The 22,202-nt window shown below is 55.2% G+C and carries 17 protein-coding genes; 10 read left to right on the top strand and 7 right to left on the bottom strand.

Features of this window, described 5'->3' with window-relative positions:
• Nucleotides 1–106 precede the first annotated feature (106 nt).
• The 4 genes from AC1XYH_RS09020 (at nucleotide 107) to AC1XYH_RS09005 (ending at nucleotide 5,835) form a co-directional block, all read left to right on the top strand.
• Nucleotides 107–868, top strand: a complete 762-nt coding sequence (locus AC1XYH_RS09020) for an SDR family oxidoreductase (protein WP_483326245.1) — start codon at nucleotides 107–109, stop codon at nucleotides 866–868.
• A 208-nt stretch (nucleotides 869–1,076) separates the two neighbouring features.
• On the top strand, nucleotides 1,077–3,497 hold the full coding sequence (locus AC1XYH_RS09015; protein ID WP_483326244.1) for a sugar-binding protein: 2,421 nt from the start codon (nucleotides 1,077–1,079) through the stop codon (nucleotides 3,495–3,497).
• Nucleotides 3,498–4,024: 527 nt separating this feature from the next.
• Nucleotides 4,025–4,300: a TehB family protein gene (locus tag AC1XYH_RS09010; protein WP_483326243.1), complete on the top strand. Its 276-nt coding sequence runs from the start codon at nucleotides 4,025–4,027 to the stop codon at nucleotides 4,298–4,300.
• Between the two features lie 125 nt (nucleotides 4,301–4,425).
• The gene (locus tag AC1XYH_RS09005) at nucleotides 4,426–5,835 is read left to right on the top strand and encodes a DUF2130 domain-containing protein (protein ID WP_483326242.1); all 1,410 of its coding nucleotides are present in this window, start codon (nucleotides 4,426–4,428) and stop codon (nucleotides 5,833–5,835) included.
• A gap of 309 nt (nucleotides 5,836–6,144) precedes the next feature.
• Here the strand turns inward: AC1XYH_RS09005 and AC1XYH_RS09000 are convergent, their stop codons facing one another.
• Together AC1XYH_RS09000 and acnB are read right to left on the bottom strand one after the other, a co-directional pair.
• Nucleotides 6,145–7,344: an ISL3 family transposase gene (locus AC1XYH_RS09000; protein WP_182250114.1), complete on the bottom strand. Its 1,200-nt coding sequence runs from the start codon at nucleotides 7,342–7,344 to the stop codon at nucleotides 6,145–6,147.
• Between the two features lie 171 nt (nucleotides 7,345–7,515).
• The gene (gene acnB / locus AC1XYH_RS08995; protein ID WP_483326336.1) at nucleotides 7,516–10,110 is read right to left on the bottom strand and encodes a bifunctional aconitate hydratase 2/2-methylisocitrate dehydratase; all 2,595 of its coding nucleotides are present in this window, start codon (nucleotides 10,108–10,110) and stop codon (nucleotides 7,516–7,518) included.
• A gap of 388 nt (nucleotides 10,111–10,498) precedes the next feature.
• Between acnB and AC1XYH_RS08990 the strand changes: the two genes are divergently transcribed.
• On the top strand, nucleotides 10,499–10,951 hold the full coding sequence (locus AC1XYH_RS08990) for a DUF1289 domain-containing protein (protein ID WP_483326241.1): 453 nt from the start codon (nucleotides 10,499–10,501) through the stop codon (nucleotides 10,949–10,951).
• A 17-nt stretch (nucleotides 10,952–10,968) separates the two neighbouring features.
• On the opposite strand, the gene AC1XYH_RS08985 is transcribed toward AC1XYH_RS08990, so the two are convergent.
• On the bottom strand, nucleotides 10,969–11,829 hold the full coding sequence (locus AC1XYH_RS08985) for a universal stress protein (RefSeq protein WP_483326240.1): 861 nt from the start codon (nucleotides 11,827–11,829) through the stop codon (nucleotides 10,969–10,971).
• 158 nt (nucleotides 11,830–11,987) lie between these two features.
• Between AC1XYH_RS08985 and AC1XYH_RS08980 the strand changes: the two genes are divergently transcribed.
• The 3 genes from AC1XYH_RS08980 (at nucleotide 11,988) to AC1XYH_RS08970 (ending at nucleotide 15,151) form a co-directional block, all read left to right on the top strand.
• The gene (locus AC1XYH_RS08980; protein ID WP_483326239.1) at nucleotides 11,988–12,587 is read left to right on the top strand and encodes a MiaE family protein; all 600 of its coding nucleotides are present in this window, start codon (nucleotides 11,988–11,990) and stop codon (nucleotides 12,585–12,587) included.
• Between the two features lie 69 nt (nucleotides 12,588–12,656).
• Nucleotides 12,657–13,532, top strand: a complete 876-nt coding sequence (locus tag AC1XYH_RS08975) for a substrate-binding periplasmic protein (RefSeq protein ID WP_483326238.1) — start codon at nucleotides 12,657–12,659, stop codon at nucleotides 13,530–13,532.
• Nucleotides 13,533–13,678: 146 nt separating this feature from the next.
• Nucleotides 13,679–15,151 (top strand): aminotransferase-like domain-containing protein, encoded by a 1,473-nt coding sequence (locus AC1XYH_RS08970; protein WP_483326237.1) that lies wholly within the window; start codon nucleotides 13,679–13,681, stop codon nucleotides 15,149–15,151.
• Between the two features lie 90 nt (nucleotides 15,152–15,241).
• Here the strand turns inward: AC1XYH_RS08970 and AC1XYH_RS08965 are convergent, their stop codons facing one another.
• Nucleotides 15,242–16,186: a LysR family transcriptional regulator gene (locus AC1XYH_RS08965; RefSeq protein WP_483326236.1), complete on the bottom strand. Its 945-nt coding sequence runs from the start codon at nucleotides 16,184–16,186 to the stop codon at nucleotides 15,242–15,244.
• Between the two features lie 165 nt (nucleotides 16,187–16,351).
• On the opposite strand from AC1XYH_RS08965, the gene AC1XYH_RS08960 reads away from it, so the two are divergent.
• The gene (locus AC1XYH_RS08960) at nucleotides 16,352–17,560 is read left to right on the top strand and encodes an acyl-CoA dehydrogenase family protein (protein WP_483326235.1); all 1,209 of its coding nucleotides are present in this window, start codon (nucleotides 16,352–16,354) and stop codon (nucleotides 17,558–17,560) included.
• 180 nt (nucleotides 17,561–17,740) lie between these two features.
• On the opposite strand, the gene infA is transcribed toward AC1XYH_RS08960, so the two are convergent.
• From infA to aat, 3 genes are all read right to left on the bottom strand, one after another.
• Entirely contained in the window at nucleotides 17,741–17,959 is a 219-nt protein-coding gene (infA, locus tag AC1XYH_RS08955) for a translation initiation factor IF-1 (RefSeq protein ID WP_483326234.1), read from the bottom strand.
• A 152-nt stretch (nucleotides 17,960–18,111) separates the two neighbouring features.
• Nucleotides 18,112–18,822, bottom strand: a complete 711-nt coding sequence (locus tag AC1XYH_RS08950) for an arginyltransferase (protein ID WP_483326233.1) — start codon at nucleotides 18,820–18,822, stop codon at nucleotides 18,112–18,114.
• A gap of 75 nt (nucleotides 18,823–18,897) precedes the next feature.
• Nucleotides 18,898–19,590, bottom strand: a complete 693-nt coding sequence (gene aat / locus AC1XYH_RS08945; RefSeq protein ID WP_483326232.1) for a leucyl/phenylalanyl-tRNA--protein transferase — start codon at nucleotides 19,588–19,590, stop codon at nucleotides 18,898–18,900.
• A 204-nt stretch (nucleotides 19,591–19,794) separates the two neighbouring features.
• Between aat and AC1XYH_RS08940 the strand changes: the two genes are divergently transcribed.
• Nucleotides 19,795–22,197: a DNA translocase FtsK gene (locus AC1XYH_RS08940; protein ID WP_483326231.1), complete on the top strand. Its 2,403-nt coding sequence runs from the start codon at nucleotides 19,795–19,797 to the stop codon at nucleotides 22,195–22,197.
• Nucleotides 22,198–22,202 lie beyond the last annotated feature (5 nt).

The raw sequence follows: 22,202 nt of genomic DNA, 5'->3' as shown, positions 1-22,202 counted from the left end.
CAACAGAGCTGATCCAGTCGAATTCTGACGCGATGCGTTGCTATTATCCGGCAACAACAATGGAGCGCACGCTATTGAGGCGCCCTTCGCTCAGGAGCATCGCGTTATGAGTTTGGCATTCGCAGGCAAGATCGTACTGGTTACTGGCGCCGCCGCAGGCATTGGCAAAGCCACCGCAGAGGCCTTTGCCGCTGCCGGCGCAAAACTGGTACTGGCCGATGTAGACGCAGTGGGCGGTGAAGCCGTAGCAGCAGGCATTCGCGCCACCGGTGGTGAGGCAGTGTTTTCGATCTGCAACGTCGCCTCTGCCACAGAGGTCAAAGCGTTGATGGATATGATCGAAGCCGATTTTGGCCGCTTGGATTGCGCCTTCAATAACGCCGGTATTGAAATCGAGCAAGATAAACTGGCCGACGGCAACGAAGACGTATTTGACCGCATCATGGACGTTAACGTTAAAGGCGTCTGGCAGTGCATGCGCTTCGAAATCCCGCTAATGCTCAAGAGCGGTGGTGGTGCTATCGTCAATACCGCTTCTATCGCCGCTCTAGGCGCTGCGCCCAAGATGAGTATCTACGCCGCCAGCAAACACGCGGTACTCGGCCTAACGCGCTCAGCAGCGGTTGAGTACGCTAAAAAAGGCGTGCGCGTAAACGCTGTGTGCCCCGCTGTAATCGATACCGACATGTTCCGCCGCGCTGCTGCCATTGAGCCGCGCAAAGCCGAATTCGCCGCGGCCCTGCACCCCGTTGGTCGTATCGGTAAAGCCGAAGAGATTGCCGCCGCCGTACTATATCTGTGCTCCGAAGGCGCAGGTTTTACCACGGGTATCGCATTGCCTGTTGATGGTGGCAGCACCTGCATCTGAAATAGTCTGGCCCGGCGATGACCGGGCCGTCCCGTATTCTTCTTTGTCACCCAATCGAACCCGTCTAATCACGCTACCCCACGCAACAGAACCCAGGAAAGCGTCTCGTCTGACATGACCGCAATGCTGCCTCCGCGCTTTGCTATGCTCTGGTAGAAACGCAGACTCGGATTGGATTTATGCTGCAAGTGCAAAAAGGGATGTTGCCTTGAACCGGTGCAAGGGGTTGCGCCCGTTTCTGCTGGTGGCGTTGCTCTGCGTCAGTCTGCATTCGCTCGCACAGGAAATTCTGGGAGACCAGGATCCGGAAGCCGCCGATGCCCAGTCGGTCGATGGCGCTGAAATGACTAGCCCCGAGGTGCCGTGGGTATACACCTATGTCAGACACGACGCCCCGATCATTGACGGCGACCTGTCTGACGGCTTTTGGCATAACCTCCACGAAATACCCATCGATTACGAGGTGTTCCCGGTCCGCTTACGTGCAGCAGGCGTGCCCACGCGGGTTCGGGTTGCATTTACTGATACGTATCTTTACGCCGCCTTTGACGCACCAGACCCCGATATCGACAACCTGCGCTCGGCGGTGCGCGAGCGCGATGGCCTTAAAGAAGATGATTACGTTTCTTTGGTGCTCGACCCTGCGGGGCAGGGCTTGCGCAAGTACGAGTTCAGGGTGAACCCGCACGGCAGCCAGTCCGATGTGCTGCAAGACACCATCAGCGATCGTTATCTTTACGATTGGGATACCGAGTGGCAGGCCTCAGCGAAAATTGACGCGACAGGCTTCAGCGTCGAAATGGCGATCCCCCGAGAAGCATTGCGCATAACGCCAGATGAACATGATCAGCCTCTCAAGTTGCTGATCATGTTCAAACGTCATTATCCCCGTCAGGTCGAGCGGACACTGGCTACAGCAGTCGAGCTGGTGCTCACCGAGGAACCGCCGAAGGCTAACGCTCCGGTTCCCAGCAACCGCCATCTGACTGTCACTCCCCACTATGTCTACGACCGTGATGAAGAAAGGGATATAGGCGCACGCTTTGATCAGGTGGAGGAGCAGCCTCGACATGCCGCTGGCGCTTATCTGAATTACCAAATCTCTGCCGACCGTAGTTTTTTGATGACCGTAAAGCCCAGCTACGCAGAAGTCGAATCGGATATCGCCCGAGACAGCATCAACAACCCTTTTGACCCCTACGAGCCAGAAAAGCGCGAGCTGTTTGTAGATGCCCGCGAGTACTTTCGTACTCTCAACGATGTGGTGTACACGCGCAACATCATCCAGCCTGATGTCGGTCTGGCGCACCTGTGGAGCAGCCCAACGGCCACCAGTGGGCTGCTTGCCGCTTTTGACCAGCAGACACAACTGTACATGCCGGATAACCTCGGCTCGGATGTCGTCAGCCTGGTGGATAACAGCCAATCGGTTGCGTTCAACTACGAGCACCAGTCTGATAAACGCAGCCTGGGCGTGCTGAGTACCCTGCGTACGGCCGACGATTACCACAACGCCGTGATGAGCTTTAATGGCACCGGTAATCTTGGGATCGACGACAAAGTGCGCGGTCAGTTTATGGTATCGGATACCCGCTATCCCCAGCGTTTTGCCGAGGACCTGTGCGACAGCGCCGGCTGTACCGACCTGGATCCCGACGCCGAGTGTGAGCTGGGGGAGTGCGATATCACCCCGTACGTCAGGCGCGCCGATTACGACGATCCTCTGCGTGGCTATAACCTGCAGCTACGCTATAACCATGACGGTCCGAAATCACTCTACTGGGCACGGTATTACGATGTATCGCCGGACTTTCGTGCAGACCTGGGCTTTTTACGCCGCGTAGACTACCGCGCAGTTAATCTGGCTTACGGCCGCAAATGGTACTTTCAGGCCAAAGCGGATGATGAAAGCCAGTCGCGCATCCGCGCGTACCTCATCGGCGGTCATATGCGCTCCCACTCGGATAACGAGCCGCTGGAGACGACTGTTGGCGCCTGGGGTGAATTTCGCGGCAGCTATCAAACTATCGCTCGCCTGGGGTGGCAACATCGCAACCGAGCGGTCAACCGCATAGACCAAAGCGACCTCTCGGCCGGTGACAACGCTCCTCGATTCGATGAACACTATTGGCAGTGGTTTTTTCAGACCGCTCCCTATGTGCCCTGGACACTACACCTGGACGGCCGCTGGGGCGCCGTAGCTGACCCCGAGAATCTAGTGCTTGGGCAAATGCGTGAGATCAAACCAAAACTGCACTACACCGCCGGCCGACTGGATTTAATAGCAGACCTCACCCTGCGCGACTTCAGTACCGACGGCGACCGACTCTACAAGGAACAGTTCTTCTCCCTGACAGCCCTATACCACGACCCCCGCGGTTTGACTCACCGGCTGCTGTGGCTCAACGACGTGACCGAGCGGGATATCGACCGTTGGCGGGGCGCCGAGCTGGCACGCGAAACCAGCCGAACCCTGGAGTACACCCAGATTTACTCACCGCACCCGGCGTGGCAGTTGATGTGGGGGTTACGGCTGGTAAAAGATTACGAGTCGGATATAAACAAGCAAGATCTGACCGCACGCGAGGTGTATTTCAAGGTCCAGCGTGAGTTCACGTTGTTTGACTAGACCTCACTGCAAATGGCGGCGGCTAGCTCTTCCGATCCGGTTTTACCCCAGCAGTGAACATCGCCGTGATTCAGCTATCTCGACACTTTACCAATCCCTCCGATAGCGCTACCTTCTGATAACAGCGACCGGCCCTGAATCAGACGCCTAGGGATGGCGTCCAAGCAGTTAGCTCTATGCATCCCCTCTTACGCACTGTCGAACCTATCAGCACCGCTAGCCGTATTTGTGCGTAGGCTCATTAGGGCTCTTTACAAGGCTTGCCGATCGACTTTCGACTGGGAGGAGCAATCCAGGCAGCAGCCTTTCATACACGTAAAAGCTTTCTAGCAAATCAGACGCTGTAGCACCAAGAGCGCAAGATACTAAAACAGGTGTAAGGGTTAGCCGCCTGGTTGTTTTTTGGGGTTACAGCGGTAGTATTTCGGCTAGTAACCTTCTGATGAGTTCCTCCTCACCAATACGCTCGAATCGCTCACTGGTAATAGCCCCCCCCATCTTCAGCCTCAAGATTAGAGGGCAGTCACATGAAAGAACTACCGCTAAATGTAAATGCATACAAGAAAACGCCGGAGTTCGACGAAGAATCAGTTCCAAGTGGTTTGCTCAATGAGCACAGGACCAAGGAGTCGGTTTGGGGGAAGATTGTGGTTCTTGAAGGCGAGTTGCAATACACAATCAATGAGCCAGAGATCGAAGTGATTACGCTCAACCCGACTAATTTTGGTGTTGTCGAGCCAGCTGTTCCCCATTCGGTAAAGCCTTTAGGGAAGGTCAGGTTTTATGTCGAGTTTCATAAATAAACGGCCTTTTAACATGCCGACGTAGTCGACCCCAAACCGGCTTGGCCAAAGTTAAACGTCGTTAGAAATACAAAACAGGATCCGGTCCTGGTTATCGCGGTTTATAGAGATTCAGAAGAGGGACTATGCACGAGATCATTTGTCCGCATTGCGGAAAAGCTTTCAAAATCGATGAAGCCGGTTATGCGGACATTCTGAAACAGGTTCGTGACAGCGACTTTGACAAACAATTGCATGAGCGGCTTGAGCTGGCTGAACAGGATAAACGTAACGCAGTGGAGCTCGCTCAAACCAGGGTCGCTAACGAATCGCAAAAGATGGCTGCCACTAAAGACGCCGAGATACAGGAGCTGAAAGCAAGGCTGGATGCGGGCGACGTTGCGCGGCAGATGGCCGTAGCTGAAGCGCTCAACGCCGTCGAGAAAGAGCGGGACGCGCTTGCCAACGAACTCGCGCAAGCGAAGCAGGATAAGCAGGCGGTTGCCCAGCTAGCTGAATCGCGGCTTGAGAACGAAAGACAAAAGGCTACTGCGACCTTGAACGCAGAGACTCAGAGCCTGAAGGCGAAGCTCGAGGCGACCGAGGTTGCGCAAAAGCTTGCGGTCAACGAAGCGGTAGGCGCGGTCGAGAAGGAGAGGGATCTACTCAAGAATGGGCTCCAGCGCGCTGAGCTGGAAAAGCAGCTTTCTGAGACCGCGTTAAAAGATAAGTACGAAACACAGATCAAAGACCGCGACGACGCGATCGAGCGCCTGCGGGACATGAAAGCGCGGCTGTCGACCAAAATGGTTGGCGAAACCCTGGAGCAGCACTGCGAGACCGAGTTCAATCGCATAAGAGCGACTGCGTTTCCGAAGGCCTATTTCGAAAAAGACAACGACGCGCGAACGGGCAGCAAGGGTGATTATATTTTTCGTGATATGGACGAGGCCGGTACAGAGATCGTCTCGATCATGTTTGAAATGAAAAACGAAAGTGATCGCACCGCGTCGAAGAACAAGAACGAAGACTTTCTGAAAGAACTCGACAAGGATCGCACGGAGAAAGGCTGCGAATATGCGGTGCTGGTGTCTCTGCTTGAGCCGGACAGTGAGCTTTACAACACGGGGATCGTGGACGTGTTCCATCGCTATCCGAAAATGTATGTCGTTCGTCCGCAGTTTTTTCTGCCCATGATCACTCTATTGCGCAACGCGGCGATGAACTCGCTTAAATACAAAACCGAGCTGGCACTGGTTAAAGCACAGAGCATTGATATTACCAACTTCGAGAACGAGCTCGACTCCTTCAAAACCGCCTTTGCCAAGAATTACGACTTGGCCTCAAGGCGCTTTCAAACGGCAATAGATGAAATCGACAAGTCCATCGACCATCTGCAGAAGACGAAAGAAGCGCTGCTCGGCACTGATCGGAACCTGCGGCTTGCCAATGACAAGGCGCAAGACGTGACCATCAAAAAGCTGAATCGGGGTAACCCGACGATGGCCGGAAAGTTTGCTGAACTAAAGAGCGAGGGGGCTGCGGATAAGGAGTGAGTAAAAGGACGTTTTTGTTTCGCTATGGACGCTAAGGTCACGCTTGGAGCCCGCCGATGGCGGTTGAGACTCACCCCTATGCGGATAGATCGCAAGGTCGAGCCGCGAAAGTTCGTGCAATAAGCACAGGATTTTGTGGCTAGTGGTGGTTACTTTATTCCGGAGTACTAGCCCTTAAGGAGCTGTTTTAAGTGGAGGGCCGGGTTCCATCCCGGCCAACGGCGTCGACGGTAGCTGCCTTTGGTCGAGGTGGAACTCGACCTTCCATTACCAAGGTTTTGACGTGTTGTTAGCCATAAAAAAGGTTCATCACGTATGTCCGGGGAACGCGGCCTTGATCTTCAGGAAGAAGTAATCGGTGTCGCGGTACCCATAGGCCATGCGCTTGATCACTTTGATCTTATTGTTGATCCCCTCAAGCTGGCCGGTATGCATCGGCCAACGCACCCTAGCCAGAATCCCTCTCCAGTAAGGCTTAAGCACTTCAGCGAAGTGCATCAAAGCCGGAATGCCGCTCTCAGCAGCATGGGCATGCCATTGCTGCCACCGTCTTCGCCATTCCCAAGCGTCAGGTGCTGTCCAGAGCGAGCGTAGACTTTCCTTCATCACGTGAACCGTCATGATGGGCTGGTTCGCTTGCAGCACTTCATCAAGCCGAACCTGCTCGCGCTCGTTGAGCGAGGCTGGATTACGAAGCAGCAGCCAGTGAGCCTGCTTCACCACCCGTCGTGCGGGGCGGTCGTGGCGTAGCTGATTGGCGGCGTCCACTCGCACGCGACTGATGACCTCCCGGCCATACTTGGCAATGACATGGAACAGATCGTAAACCACACGTGCGCGGGGGCATCGAGCTCGAACCTCGAGATCGAAAGCGGTATTCATATCCATGGCCACCGCTTCGATACGGGCGCAGCCTTCTGGTCCAAGCTGTTCAAAAAAGGGCCGAATGGCCCGGCGGCTGCGGTCCTGGGCCACGTATAGAACCCGACGTGTATCGGCATCGAGGATCACACTGGCGTAGCGATGCCCCTTAAATAGGGCGAACTCATCCATGATTAGGCGGCGCGGTTGGGCCGTCGGAAGTGATGCCACAAGGGACTGGAGACGCTGATGATCCAGGCGTCTGACCGTGCTCCAATGCAGACCAAACATGTCTGCCACGTGCGCCACCGGTAACCGAGCGCAGCATTCTGCAGCCGCCTGAGCCAGCCGCTTAGTCAGGCGCGCGTGTTTATCAAGCCAGCTCACCTGTTGCAGGCAGTGCCCGCAGTCAGGGCATTCCAGGCGATACAGAATCAGATCGAGAATAACGGGATGACCGAGCATGGGAAGGTCGCGTACGCGACGTCTAACTCGCTCATGTATCTGGCGGCAAGGCTTGGCGCAGCCACCGCAGGTAAGTGATGAGTCATCAGGAGTCAGCGAAACGCAGACGTGGCCGTCGAGAAGTTGTAAATCGAGGACGTAGAAGTCCTTCCAGAACGGCAGCCAATCGGTATGATCAAGCATGAGACGGTGCTCTCGGATTATGGTGTTGGTCGCACAACCATCATGACCGAGATGTCACCGCCTCACCTCATTCCAGAAACGAAAAGTCCGGGTTGCCCCGGACTTCCGTGAAGAACCATAAAAAAGCCCCGCGCTAGCTAGGCTAGGCGGGGCTTTTTTTCGTGCCTGCTATCAGAGCTGAGCGACCGGGATGGACGCTGCAGCTTTCTGGTAGGACTCGATTTCATTGAAGTTCATGTAGCGATACACGTCAGCCGCCATGCTGTCGATCTGCGCGGCGTAGCCCATGTACTCTTCAACGGTCGGTAGCTTGCCCAGGATGGACGCAACCGATGCCAGCTCAGCAGAAGCCAGGAAGACGTCAGCGCCATCACCCAAACGGTTCGGGAAGTTCCGTGTGGAGGTGGAGACAACAGTCGACTTGGCAGCTACACGTGCCTGGTTACCCATGCACAGTGAGCAACCGGGCATTTCCATGCGCGCGCCTGCTTTGCCGTAGATGCCGTAGTAGCCTTCTTCGGTCAGCTGATACTGATCCATCTTGGTTGGCGGAGCCAGCCATAGACGAGTCGGCAGAGCACCTTTGTTCTTCTCGAGCAGCTTACCAGCGGCGCGGAAGTGACCGATGTTGGTCATGCAAGAACCGATAAAGACTTCGTCGATTTTCTGGCCAGCAACGTCAGACAGTAGACGAGCGTCGTCTGGATCGTTAGGTGCGCACAGAACCGGCTCTTTAACGTCAGCCAGATCGATTTCGATCACGGTTGAGTACTCGGCGTCAGCATCGGCTTTCATCAGCTTGGGATCAGCCAACCATGCTTCCATGGCTTGAGCGCGACGCTCTAGGGTGCGTGGGTCCTGGTAGCCGTTGGCAATCATCCAGCGCAGCAGGACGATGTTGGACTTCAGGTACTCAGCAACCGACTCTTCGCTCAGGTTGATAGTACAACCGGCAGCAGAGCGCTCGGCAGAGGCGTCAGACAGCTCGAACGCTTGCTCGGCAGTCAGATGCTCCAGACCTTCGATCTCGAGGATACGGCCAGAGAAGATGTTCTTCTTGCCTTTCTTCTCGACGGTCAGGTGACCTTCCTGGATGGCAAAGTAAGGGATCGCATGCACCAGATCACGCAGGGTGATACCGGGCTGCATTTTGCCCTTGAAGCGAACCAGAACGGATTCAGGCATGTCCAGCGGCATAACGCCAGTGGCAGCTGCGAAGGCAACCAGGCCAGAACCGGCAGGGAAGGAGATACCCATCGGGAAGCGGGTGTGCGAGTCACCACCGGTGCCGACTGTGTCGGGCAGCAGCATGCGGTTCAACCAGCTGTGGATAATGCCGTCACCAGGACGCAGCGCAACGCCACCACGGTTGTGGATGAAGTCAGGCAGGGTGTGGTGAGTCGTCACGTCGATTGGCTTGGGGTAAGCCGCAGTGTGACAGAAAGACTGCATGACCAGATCGGCCGAGAAGCCCAGGCAAGCCAGGTCTTTCAGCTCGTCGCGGGTCATTGGGCCAGTGGTGTCCTGAGAACCCACGGTGGTCATTTTTGGTTCGCAATAGGTGCCGGGGCGGATGCCTTCGACGCCACACGCCTTGCCGACCATCTTCTGCGCCAGGGTGTAACCCTTGTTGCTTTCAGCAGGTGCTACTGGCATGCGGAACAGATCAGATGCAGGCATACCCATTTCGGTACGGGCTTTCTCGGTCAAACCACGACCGATGATCAGCGGGATACGGCCGCCAGCGCGTACTTCGTCCAGCAGGACCTGAGTTTTCAGTTCGAAGGTGGTGATGACGTCGTCAGTACCGTGCTTGCAAACTTTGCCTTCGTACGGATAGACGTCGATCACGTCGCCGGTGTTCATTTCGGAGACATCAAACTCGATCGGCAGTGCGCCGGCATCTTCCATGGTGTTGTAGAAGATAGGAGCAATCTTGTTACCGAAGCAGAAGCCGCCAGCGCGCTTGTTAGGTACATTCGGGATGTCGTCACCGAAGAACCACAACACGGAGTTGGTAGCAGACTTACGTGAAGAACCAGTACCCACAACGTCGCCAACATAGGCAACCGGGAAGCCATTGGCTTTCAGCTCTTCGATCTGCTTCAGCGGACCGGTTACGCCTTGTTCCATCGGCTCGATGCCTTCACGTGCCATTTTCAGCATGGCCAGTGCGTGCAGCGGGATGTCAGGGCGTGACCAGGCATCTGGTGCAGGAGAGAGATCGTCGGTGTTGGTTTCGCCAGTTACTTTGAACACGCTCAGGCTGATTTTGTCAGCCAGGGTTGGGCGATTGGTGAACCACTCGCCAGCAGCCCAAGACTGCATAACGGCTTCAGCGTTAGCGTTGCCTTTCTTTGCGCGGTCGGCAACGTCGTGGAACGCATCAAACATCAGCAGGGTGTGCTTCAGTTCTTTAGCTGCAGCTGTGGACAGGTCAGCATCATCCAGCAGCTCTACCAGCGTGGCGATGTTATAGCCGCCCTGCATGGTGCCAAGCAGCTCAACAGCGTGTAGCTTGGTGATCAGCGGCGAGTTAGCTTCGCCCTTGGCGACAGCGGAAAGAAAGCCGGCCTTGACGTAAGCGGCTTCGTCCACGCCTGGTGGGACGCGGTTGGTAAGTAGATCAAGCAGGAACTCTTCTTCGCCGGCTGGCGGGTTCTTCAGCAGATCTACCAGACCAGCAGTTTGTTCGGCGTTCAGCGGCTGGGGCACGATGCCCAGGGCGGCGCGCTCTTCAACGTGTTTGCGATAGGCTTCAAGCACAGTTATTACCCTCATCAGTCTGTTCCGCTCGTGGCGGAACTGTCATCCTCTCGGACCCCGGGAAGCACTGAATAAACATCTTGGATAAGGGAGCTATTCAGTGCTTCCCTGCGTGCCGATAATTAAGACTGGTACAAACGCTGGCCCGATTTTGTGGGGGAGCAACCTCGGTAACTGGTGTTGGCAGATACAAAAGGGGTTGCGGGCTAGCGCCTGAAACACAGCCTTTACGGCGGGCTGATTCTACAGGAAGCCGGGTGTAAAGTTAAGTTGCGGATGCACTGTCCAACAAATGAGGCAGTGAGGGCAGAGGCGCATTGGGAATGAGGTGTGGCTGGTTTAGTATGTGTGCTTGCTCAATTCACTTCGTTTGATCCAGAGAGCCCGGATGTCCGATTTGCCCGATTACCGCTGCACCACACCTTGTGTAGGCTTGTGTTCAACAGTCTATGGCGATCTGGTATGCCGAGGTTGCAAGCGTTTTAGTCACGAGGTTATTGATTGGAATCGTTACGATGCACCTGAAAAGGCAGCGGTCTGGCAGCGGCTCGAGCAATTGCTGGAGCAGGTGGTGATAGCGCGGGTTGAGGTGATTTCAGTTGTTGCATTGCGTGCGGCGCTGGAGCGTTTGCAGGTAAAAGTGCCTGCCGATGCATCGCTGGCCTTGCACGTACTGCGGTTGATTCCACGGGTAGAAGAGGGTGGTTTGCCAGCTTGCGGCCTGCGGTTACGTAGCCACTGCGCAACGCTCAGCTTAAAGCAGCTGCGTGACGAGCTCGACAGTGCCTATTTTGAGCTGTCCTGCGCTTACCATGAGCGCCGCATTGAAGCGGTGCGGTAAACGCAGGACCCCGCGCGCTATTTCTCCAGTAGTGATTCGAGGTGGCTTAGGGTGTCGTCGGGCTTCAGAACCAAAACGTCGCTATTGAGTTGATCAAGCACTACTTCGGCGGTGTTGCCGATCAATGCGCCGGCAATGCCTTTACGCCCAACCGTACCGATCACGGTAACGCTGGCCCCAATCTTATTGGCCACAAAGGGAATCAGCGTATCTGCCGGACCTTCGTCTATGTGCAGGCAGTCCTGTGCGACGCCGTACTTGTCGGTGTACTCGCCGGAGGCATCCTGATAGCTGGCAGCGATACTTTCGCGCAGCTGAAAGGTTGGATCGGCAGACGACAGCATGGGAGCGGGGTGGGCGCTGATCAGATGCAGTTGGCCGCTAATCATTTCGCAAATATCCGCTGCATGACTCACGATGGTGTCGTGTAGCACGTGATGCTGATCATCATGGCTGCCAAGATCAATGGCCGCTAGCACGCTGCCTTTGATCCAGCTGTCGCTGTTTTTCACCATCAACACTGGAGCGGGGCAATAGCGCAGTAGTTTCCAGTCTTCTGGTGTCAGTAGCGCTTTTCGCAACGCGCTATCTGGCGTGTGCTGCTTTATTACCAAGCCACAGCCTTCGCGGACGACCGCGCGGTTGATGGTCTCTGTCATGCCGCTGTGCCAGCTTTGGCTGGAGTCGCAGGTGATACCCTCGGCAGTTGCCTGCTCAGTCAGCTCTTGCAGAAGAGGGCCGTAATCCTGGCGATTCTCGCACACCAGCAAGTGCAACTCCGATTCAATGAAGCGGGCAATCAGGGATGCCCGTTTTAGGGCGACCTGTTCTTTGCGTGTGGGATCGATGACCACAAGAATGCGTTTAACTGCTTGCATGGCGTTTTCCTTATATAGCCTGCGGTAATAGCCGATATCTAACCCCAATGTAGCCGGTTTTTGCTGCGATGGCATTGATCCATGTCTATACAGCCCGCTGATAAGGCGGCCCAAAAAGGTATACTGTGCCGCTTTACCGCTGCCCTGAACCTATCGCCATGTTACCAGACGAACTTATTGCGTTTTTACCCTGTGCCACCCCGGATGCTTGGGTCGAGCAAGCGCTTGCGCATCCGCAAGAGCTGCTGATTGATCACGCTAACTGTGAGAAAAAAGCCGCATCCACTGCGTTGAATCTGATGTTCCGCTATATCGATAAGCCTGATTTGCTGCAAAAAATGTCTCGGTTGGCGCGCGAAGAGCTGCGCCACTTTGAACAGGTTCTCGCTCTGATGCGCAAGCGCGGCATCGTTTACCGTGGCTTGTCTGCCAGCCAGTATGCGCAGCGTTTACGTCAGCATGTGCGCACTGTAGAACCGGGCCGTCTGGTAGATACGTTGATTGTCGGCGCCTTTATTGAGGCACGCTCCTGCGAGCGTTTCGCCAAATTGGCGCCACACTTGGACGAAGAGCTGGGTGATTTCTACCGCTCGCTGCTTAAGTCCGAAGCGCGGCATTATCAAGACTATTTGAAGTTGGCGCGCAGTTATGCCGAGGGTTCTATTGGCGATCGGATTGCGCTCTTTGCTGAAATTGAAGGGCAGGCGGTGCTGACTGATGATCGCGAGTTTCGTTTTCACAGCGGTGTTGCAGCCTGATAGGCTGCAACCTCGACGCGGTAATGCTGTCTCTGACATAACCGCCTTCATTTCTCAGGGAGTGACTTGATGCACCAGCGCCATGCTCGAATCCACCGCTCAACCTCTGTTGCTCGCGTTATACGCAACTTGCTCGGTACCAGTTTGTTGCTCGGTGCTGCCGGTAGCCTGGCAGCCGGCAACGCTTGCGAGCGCATTGTGGTGACCGGCAACCCGGATTACCCGCCGATCACTTGGGCGCCGGAGCAGGGTGACCAAGCACTCACCGGTGTGGCGGTGGAGATGTTGCAGGCGGCGCTGGCCGACAGCGGCGTCACGGTTGAGGTGCTGAACATGGGATCGCGCGCCAAGGCGCTGGATGCAGTGGAAAGCGGCCAGATAGATGTGATGGCGGGTCTGTTCATGTCGCGTGATCGACTGGCAAGCATGGATTACGTCTATCCGCCCATCATGCAAGTGCCCAGCGTCTTCTTTGTACGCCGCGGCGCCGCTTTCCCGTATACCGGCTGGCAGGATCTGCGTGGCAAACAGGGCGCTGCGCAGGAAGGCAGCCGCTTTGGTTTGTCTTTCGATACTTATGCCAAGGATAACTTAAAGTTGCAGCGCGAGCCGAATGGCGAGGCGGCGCTGCGTAAGCTGCTCAATGGCAAGTTGGATTACGTGGTGTTAGAGCGCTATCAAGGTTTGGCACTGGCGCAACAAATGCGTGTGGATGAACAACTAGATACCCTGGAAGGCTCGTTCATTAATGCGCCTTTGTACTTCGCTATCTCACACAATTCAGTCTGTAACTCGCCGGCGCTGCGGTCGGCACTTGCGATAGGCATGCAAGAGCAGGCGCAACGAGGTGAAAGCCGCAGGCTGCTGGACAAGTATCGGGGTATCTGGGCGGCGCCTTTCACACCCGCCGTCGAGCCTGCGACTGAAATCCCGCTCGAGGAATAGGGATAAAAGTAGAACAGTCTGTTTGCTGCTAATCTGTACTGGTCAACTGTATTGTATCTGTCACTGTTGTGGTGCTGATTATCTAGGTTAGCCTGTAACGGCACCCACATGTTGTGGTGAGTATGAGTGCCGGGAGGGCAAGCGTCATGACCAGTCTGCTGTACCAGAAAATCGCCAGTCAATTGGCTGAAGACATCCAAAGCGGCGTGTATCAGCCGGGTGAGCGGGTGCCGTCAGTGCGTAAACTGAGTACACAGAAAGGCGTCAGCCATGCGACTGTTTTACAAGCGTATGCCACCTTGGAAGATCAGGGTTTAATTCATGCGCGGCCTCAATCCGGTTATTACGTACACCAAACCCCAGCACTCACTGCGGCGACGCCCGCTATAGCCCAGGTTGAGGCGCCTTACGCGGTTACTCGCAGCAGCATTATTACCGAGATTTTGCGCCAGGCGCGCCGTGATGGCGTGATGCCCTTGGGGGCGGCAGTGCCGTCTAGCGAGTTCTTGCCCCTGCGCGCACTGCATCAGCAGATGAGCAAAGTGACGCGTTTTCATGCGCAGAAAGCCTTCAGCTATACCTTTAGCCCAGGTTACGAGCCGTTACGCCGCCAGGTTGCTATTCGTATGCGTGACGCCGGCGCGGTTATTGATCCAGCTAATGTGGTGATCACCAACGGTTGCGTCGAGGCGTTACAGTTATCGCTGCGGGCAGTAACCAAACCCGGCGACCTGATTGCCACCGAGTCGCCAAGTTATTACGGCTTGGTGCAGTTGTGTGAATTGCTTGAGCTCAAGGTAGTAGAAATTCCATCCGACCCGGATACGGGGCTTAGCCTGGAAACTCTGCAGTCTGCTCTGGATCAGTGGCCTATCAAGGCGCTGGTGTTGACTGCGCGGGCTGGCAACCCGATGGGTGCGACCATGCCTGAGCATCGTCAGCGCAAGCTGGTAGCCATGATGGCGCAGCGCAACTTACCTATCGTCGAAGACGATATCTACGGTGAGTTGATGTTCGATCACGGTCAATCCAAAGCACTCAAAGCCTTTGATTGTTCTGATACGGTGATTTATTGCTCTAGCTTCTCCAAGACGATTTCTCCTGGTTTGCGCACAGGTTGGCTGATTACCAAGCGCTATCAAGAGCAAATTGAGAAGTTGCAGACGTTCACCACACTCTCAGCTTGCAGCGTCAGTCAGATGGCAGTATCGGCCTATCTAGAAAACGGCGGGTATGACCGCCACCTGCGGCATATTCGGCAGGAGTATTGTAAAAATCTCAGTCTATTCCAGCTCGCCGTTCAGCAATTTTTTCCGGAAGGTACGCAGATTACTCGGCCCAAGGGCGGGTTTATCTTGTGGATCAGTTTGCCCGGCGGGGTAAATACTCTGACCTTGTTTAATCGTGCTCTGGAACACAACATTAGTATTTGTCCGGGTGTGGTATTCAGTAACTCGGATCAGTTTAACCACTGCTTGCGGTTGAATTGTGGCATCCCCTGGAACCGAGCAACCGAGCAGGCTGTCATGACACTGGGCGTGTTGGCAAAGCAGTTGCTGCAGGAGTCAGGACTGACTGAGTGGCAGTTAGAAAATGATGATGTTAAAAAAGCTTCTTAATTAATATCATATAGTTACTGATTTAAGCTGAAGTGAAATACATAAAAAAGGCAGCCTCTTTTGGGCTGCCTTTTTTATTGTGCGCCGAGCTCAGAGCTGAGCAATTGCTGCTTCTTTGGCCTTGAGGTGCTGGCGTTTTAGCTGCTGCGACAGATCGATAATCTGCTCACGCATCCATCGGTTAGCGGGGTCCTGATCAGTACTTTCGTGCCAGAACAGGTGAGTCTCGATTGCCGGAACATCTTCAATCGGCAGGACTGTCCAGTGTAGATCGTGACGCTCTGCGAACCGCTCGTGCACTGTCATCACCATGTCGGTTGACTCCAATACCAACGGCGCCATCTGATAATGCTGCGAGCGCATCACGACGCGGCGTTGTATGCCCATCTTACCCAGTGCCAGATCCACATGCCCCAAGCCATTACGGCGACTGGAAATATGGATGTGCGACTGAGCCAGATAGTCGTCCAACGTGATTTTGTCTTTTTTAGCTAGCGGATGGCCCCTGCGCATGACGCACACGTGGCGATCTTCAAATAGCTTAACGTGACGCACCTGGGTATCGGTGTTGAGTGGGGCGTCAATGGCAAAGTCCAGACGGCCAGCTGCCAGTTCTTTGGTGGTTTCCCGGCGCTTAACCAGAAAGCTGTCTATATTGATATTCGGCGCCATACGGCGGATGCGGCCGGCCAAGTGCGGCAGAATGACGGCTTCTGTGAGGTCAGTCATGCTGATGCGATAGGTCTTGGTGGCTTGCTCTGGCAGAAAGCTACGGCTTTCCTGCACAGAGACGCGCAGCAGCTGTAGGGCGCTACGTACCTGGGTGATGATGTTCTGCGCCATAGGCGTAGGCACCATGCCCTGTGCCGTACGCACAAACAGCGGGTCATTGAAGGTTTCACGCAGGCGGGCGAGGGCGTTACTTACCGCGGGCTGAGTGATGCCAACGATTTGTCCTGCGCGTGTGAGGTTTGCTTCTGTATAGATTGCGTCAAACACAATGAACAGATTCAGATCGACCTTACTGAGGTTCATCGCAACTTCCTTACTTAAATGGCTCATGACGAGACAAACAGGTCTGCGGATCGGCCAAGTATATATTGCTTATGAATGTTAATACACGACAAAAATAGGTTAGATAAATCGAGCTATGTCATCTAGCATTTTCAACGTCGATCCCAACCACCAAAGGCAACCATTATGGATTTCGGATATTCCCCCAAAGTTAAAGACCTGCGTGAGCGTGTAGATGCATTCATGCAAGAGCACGTTTTTCCGGCTGAGGCCATCTTTCACGAGCAGGTTAACGAGGGCGATCGCTGGCAGCCTACTGCTATCGTGGAAGAGCTGAAGGTCAAAGCGCGCGCAGCGGGTCTGTGGAACTTGTTCCTGCCTGAGTCCGAGTTGGGTGCTGGTTTGACCAACCTCGAATACGCACCCCTGGCTGAGCTGATGGGCCGCTCTGGTCTGGCATCAGAAGCATTCAACTGCAGCGCTCCAGACACCGGTAACATGGAAACCATCGTTCGCTACGGCAACGATGAGCAGAAAGAACGTTGGGTCAAGCCGCTGCTGGCCGGCGAAATTCGCTCCTGCTTCGGCATGACCGAGCCAGGTGTTGCCTCTTCGGATGCAACCAATATGCAAGCCAATGCCCGTCGCGAAGGCGATGAGTGGGTAATCAACGGTCGTAAGTGGTGGACTTCCGGTGCTTGTGACCCACGTTGCAAGGTCATGATCTTCATGGGTCTGACCAATCCTGATGCCCCACGGCACCAGCAGCACTCGATGATTCTGGTGCCTATGGACGCTCCTGGCCTGAAAGTGATTCGTCCGCTGCCAGTATTTGGCTACGACGATGCGCCACATGGTCACGCTGAAGTCCTGCTGGAGAACGTGCGCGTTCCTTACGATAGCGTGCTACTGGGTGAAGGTCGTGGTTTTGAAATTGCTCAGGGTCGCCTTGGGCCAGGCCGTATTCACCACTGCATGCGCTCAATCGGCGCAGCAGAGCGCGCTCTGGAATTGATGTGCAAGCGTTCTGTAGAGCGTGAAGCGTTCGGTAAGCGCCTGGCGATGCTGGGTGGCAACATCGACCTGATCGCTGAGTCGCGCATTGAGATCAATCAGGCTCGCTTGTTGACCCTGCACGCGGCTTACATGATGGACACCGCAGGTAACAAGGTTGCCAAGAGCGAGATCGCGCAGATCAAGGTTGTCGCTCCTAATGTGGCCCTGCGCGTAATTGACCGTGCGATTCAAATGCATGGTGGTGCTGGCGTATCGGAAGATACTCCACTGGCGCACATGTATGCGATGCAGCGTACTTTGCGTTTGGCTGACGGCCCGGATGAAGTACACCGCGCGGCTATCGGCAAGCACGAGCTGGGCAAGTACATGGCCCGCTAAGCTAGATGCTTAAACGAAAAACCCGCTCCAGGTGAGCGGGTTTTTTGTGCCTGTAGTTTGGGTATTGTAAATACTTACATTACAGACGCAGCAACGCTCACCCGAAAATTTTCCGGATGAAGCGAAGAGGTAGACGTTGCTGTAGCCGAGCGGAGGAGGATGTCCGGCTGGGCGACCGTATTAGCGGGCGCGGTAGGTGATACGACCTTTGGTCAGGTCGTAGGGCGTCAGTTCAACGCGAACCTTGTCACCAGTGAGGATGCGGATGTAGTTTTTACGCATCTTGCCTGAAATGTGGGCAGTCACGACGTGGCCGTTTTCCAGTTCAACACGGAACATGGTGTTCGGCAGCGTGTCGATGATGGTGCCTTCCATTTCAATACTTTCTTCTTTCGCCATTAAGCAATGACCTCTTGGGTTTGTTCGCAGACGGGCGTTTAGAGATTAATACCCGCAAAAAAGGTGAGCAATTGTGCCTGAAAAACTGCCCAAGCGCCAAGTTTGCCGGACTTTTTTTAATAATTGCCGGGTGAAGGGCAGATAGGTGCGGTTTAGGTCAAGCGCACCCAGCGCTGATTGACCAGCATTTCTACGGGGCGGTACTCGGTCTTGTAATTCATCTTGCGGCAGTCTTTGATCCAATATCCCAGATAAACCGCATCCATATCCAGGCTGCGAGTGTGCTCGATCTGCCAAAGGATAGCGAAGCGGCCCAGGCTGCGCTTGTGTTCTTCCGGGTCGAAGAAGGTATAAACCGCCGAAATGCCGTTAGCCATTTTATCGGTCACCGCCACCGCCAGCAGCTTATTGGTAGCGTCGCGGAAAGTGAAGAAGCGACAGAAATGCCAGTCTTTCACTAAAAATGAAGCAAATTGATCGCGGTTGGGCGGGTACATGTCACCGTCGGCATGCCGTGCACAGATGTAACGCTGGTATAAGTCATAGATTTCATCACTGGGGAAGGGGCTGATTTCTTCTACCTGCAGGTCGCGATTTTTCTTCAGGATGCGCTTTTGCTGCGAGTTTGGCTCAAAGACCGCAACTGGCACGCGGGCAGGAATACAGGCATTACAGTCTCCGCAGTGCGGCCGATAAAGATGATTGCCGCTGCGGCGAAAGCCCATATCCGATAATTCGCTGTAGGTTTCTACGTCCAGCGGTTGTTGTGGATCTAGAAACAGGGTGGTGGCCTGTTTGCCAGGCAGATAGCTGCAGGGATGGGGCTGTGTGGCGTAAAACTTTAATTGAGACAGGTCTGTCATGGTCTGGCTCCCGGCGGAGTGCAATTCAGTATAGGGCCGCCGAGCAGTGCCTTCAAAGGCTGATTTTGTTTGTGCTTAACGCTGTGCTTGCCAGTTTGATGGTGAGTCTGCTGGGCAGGATTGTGCGAGTTGTTGCAGGAAGTCGGCCCGCGACATGCTGCGGGCGCCGAGGCTGAATAAGTGGTCGGTGGGCATTTGGCAGTCAATTAATACAAAGTCGCACTCGCTTAAATGCTCCGCCAAGGTGATAAATGCAATTTTGGATGCGTTAGTGCGGATGCTGAACATCGACTCGCCGAAGAACACCCTGCCCAGCGCCAGGCCATACAGACCGCCCACCAGCTCGCCTGCTTCCCAGACTTCAACCGAATGCGCGTGTCCCTGATGATGCATTCGGGTGTAGGCGGCTTGCATGGCGGGGGTTATCCAGGTCGCATCGGTGTCGCGTCTAGGGGCAGCGCAGGCGGCCATTACTGCAGGAAAATCCTGGTCCAGGGTCACGCTGAAACTAGTCTGGCGCATGACTTTTCGCATGCTGCGGGAGATATGCAGTTCTGATGGTGCGAGTATGGTCCGCGGGTCGGGGCACCACCATAGAATCGGCTGGCCAGCTTCGTACCACGGAAAGATGCCGTTCCGGTAAGCGGACAGCAAGCGCGCTGGCGACAGATCACCGCCCGCTGCGAGCAACCCATTGGGTGACTTCAGTGCACGCCGTGCGGGCGGGAAATGGGTGCTGCTTGCATCCAGCCAGGTTAGTTGACCCATGAGTTCCTCAGGTGCGTTTCGTCGTTCAAATGGTTTATCAATATTGCCTTATAAGTTATTGTCCTTGATCAAGAAAGACAACCCGTTAGCGGGAACCGATGAGCCTATAACGGGTCATGGTTAACGCTATTATGCTCTGCGGTTGTGAAAAGCATTGGTAGAGACCGTACAATAATCGCCTTAACCACGATGGAAGCGTCCGTTTTGAAGGATACCGTAGCCAAGAAGCACCCCATAGCATGGCAAGAACAGTTGTCGCTGCGACTGCGTGAAGGCGCACTGTTGGCGATGATCGCCCTATGCCTGTACCTGTGTATGGCGCTGTTCACCTATAACGCGGCCGACCCCGGCTGGACCCGCAGTGCGGGACCGGTAACCGTACAGAACGCGGGCGGGCGCATGGGTGCTTGGATCGCGGATGTTTTACTTTTGACGCTTGGCTATCTGGCTTTTCTGTTTCCGCTGATCGTTGGCGTGAAGGTATGGCAGATGTTTCAGCGGCGGCATTTGCCTTTCATCTGGAACGGCTGGTTGTTTACCTGGCGCGTGATTGGATTCTTCCTGACGCTGCTGGCGGGAACCGCGTTAGCTGCATTGCACGGCGCGCCACCTGAGTCTTTTCCGGAAGGGGCGGGTGCCGGTGGTGTTCTAGGTCAGTTACTGCGTGACCTGGCATTTCCTATTCTCAATATGCAGGGCAGCACCTTGCTGTTTCTGACGTTGTTCCTTTTCGGTATCACCGTATTCACCAACCTGTCCTGGTTCCGCGTGATGGACCTGACGGGGCGCATTACCCTGGATTTTCTCGATTTGCTCAAGCGTGCCTGGAACGGCTGGCGCTCGCGCCGAGCTGATGAGCGGGTGCAGGGCGATGCACCGGCGCATCGCCCTGCAAAGGCACCGTCTGCCCGTCAGGAGCCCGCTTTCAGCGCCGATGAGCAGCGCAAAGCAGATGCCTCGCGTGCACAACGCCAAGAAGCACAAGCTAAATACACCGCTGCGCGCGAAAGTCGAGTGCCGCCAGAGATTGTGCCGCTGGATACCAAACCAGCGGAATCCAGCGTGCGATTGCAGAAAGAGAAGCAGTCCAAGTTGTTTGCCGACAGCGTAGAGCCGGGCTCATTGCCGCCAATCTCGCTGCTTGATCCGGCGAGCAAGAAGACCAAGGGCTTTTCTGCCGAGTCGCTGGAAGGCATGTCGCGCCTGTTGGAAATCAAGCTGAAGGATTTTGGCGTCGATGCGGAAGTCGAGAAAGTACAGCCAGGCCCGGTGATTACCCGCTTTGAGATTCAGCCCGCGGCGGGGGTTAAGGTCAGCAAGATTTCTAACTTGGCTAAAGATTTGGCGCGCTCATTAGCGGTTATTAGTGTGCGCGTCGTTGAGGTAATTCCGGGCAAGACAACGGTAGGTATCGAGATTCCCAACGAAGATCGCGAGATCGTTCGGCTATCTGAGGTGCTGGAAACCCGCGAGTTCGATGATGCCCAATCCCCGGTCACCTTGGCACTAGGGCACGATATTGGCGGTCATCCGGTCATGGCTGATCTGGCCAAGATGCCGCACTTGCTGGTGGCCGGTACTACTGGCTCGGGTAAATCGGTAGGCGTGAACGCCATGTTGCTGAGCATTCTGTTCAAGTCCACGCCAGAAGAAGTGCGGCTGATCATGATCGACCCGAAGATGCTGGAGCTGTCGATTTACGAAGGCATTCCGCACTTGTTGGCACCCGTGGTGACAGACATGAAGGAGGCGGCCAATGCGCTGCGCTGGTGTGTCGCCGAGATGGAACGTCGCTACAAGATGATGGCCGCGCTGGGCGTGCGTAATCTGGCGGGCTATAACCGCAAGGTGAAAGATGCCGAGAAATCCGGCACACCGCTGCGTGATCCGCTGTACCGGCGTGAGAGCATGGAGGATGAGGCGCCGGAACTTGAAGCGCTGCCGGTGATCGTAGTGGTAATCGATGAATTTGCCGACATGATGATGATCGTCGGCAAGAAGGTCGAAGAACTGATCGCCCGGATTGCGCAGAAAGCACGTGCTGCCGGTATCCATTTGATTTTGGCCACCCAGCGTCCTTCGGTAGATGTGATCACGGGTCTGATCAAGGCCAATATCCCAACGCGTATGGCGTTCCAGGTATCCAGTAAAATCGATTCGCGCACCATTCTTGACCAAGGTGGCGCCGAGCAGTTGCTGGGCCACGGTGACATGCTCTATATGCCTCCGGGAACCAGTTTGCCGGTGCGTGTACATGGGGCCTTTGTATCGGATGAAGAAGTGCACCGCTTGGTTGAAGAATGGAAAAAGCGCGGCGCGCCAAACTACATCCAGGACATTCTCGACGGCGCCGATGATGGTGCCGGCAGCGCTGGAAGCTACGAAGGCGGCGGTGATGATAGTGAAGAAGATGCGTTGTACGACGAGGCAGTGCGTTACGTTACTGAGAGCCGCCGCGCTTCGATCTCTTCTGTACAGCGCAAATTGAAAATTGGTTATAACCGCGCCGCTCGCATGATTGAGTCTATGGAAATGGCCGGAGTGGTGACCTCAATGAGTACCAACGGTTCGCGTGAGGTGATAGCACCTCCGCCGGTCCGCGATTAACTGGA

The organism is Pseudomonas sp. GW-45 (assembly GCF_056896675.1).
Note: the sequence above shows the minus strand (reverse complement) of the source record. Positions and strands in the feature narration are given on the sequence as shown.

Coding starts and splice junctions, on each gene's coding strand:
- AC1XYH_RS08960 (WP_483326235.1), top strand. CDS start 16,352: ATGGATTTCGGATATTCCCCCAAAGTTAAAGACCTGCGTGAGCGTGTA.
- AC1XYH_RS09000 (WP_182250114.1), bottom strand. CDS start 7,344: ATGCTTGATCATACCGATTGGCTGCCGTTCTGGAAGGACTTCTACGTC.
- AC1XYH_RS08970 (WP_483326237.1), top strand. CDS start 13,679: ATGACCAGTCTGCTGTACCAGAAAATCGCCAGTCAATTGGCTGAAGAC.
- AC1XYH_RS08980 (WP_483326239.1), top strand. CDS start 11,988: ATGTTACCAGACGAACTTATTGCGTTTTTACCCTGTGCCACCCCGGAT.
- AC1XYH_RS08965 (WP_483326236.1), bottom strand. CDS start 16,186: ATGAACCTCAGTAAGGTCGATCTGAATCTGTTCATTGTGTTTGACGCA.
- aat (WP_483326232.1), bottom strand. CDS start 19,590: ATGGGTCAACTAACCTGGCTGGATGCAAGCAGCACCCATTTCCCGCCC.
- AC1XYH_RS08985 (WP_483326240.1), bottom strand. CDS start 11,829: ATGCAAGCAGTTAAACGCATTCTTGTGGTCATCGATCCCACACGCAAA.
- AC1XYH_RS08950 (WP_483326233.1), bottom strand. CDS start 18,822: ATGACAGACCTGTCTCAATTAAAGTTTTACGCCACACAGCCCCATCCC.
- AC1XYH_RS08975 (WP_483326238.1), top strand. CDS start 12,657: ATGCACCAGCGCCATGCTCGAATCCACCGCTCAACCTCTGTTGCTCGC.
- AC1XYH_RS08990 (WP_483326241.1), top strand. CDS start 10,499: ATGTCCGATTTGCCCGATTACCGCTGCACCACACCTTGTGTAGGCTTG.
- infA (WP_483326234.1), bottom strand. CDS start 17,959: ATGGCGAAAGAAGAAAGTATTGAAATGGAAGGCACCATCATCGACACG.
- AC1XYH_RS09010 (WP_483326243.1), top strand. CDS start 4,025: ATGAAAGAACTACCGCTAAATGTAAATGCATACAAGAAAACGCCGGAG.
- AC1XYH_RS09005 (WP_483326242.1), top strand. CDS start 4,426: ATGCACGAGATCATTTGTCCGCATTGCGGAAAAGCTTTCAAAATCGAT.
- AC1XYH_RS09020 (WP_483326245.1), top strand. CDS start 107: ATGAGTTTGGCATTCGCAGGCAAGATCGTACTGGTTACTGGCGCCGCC.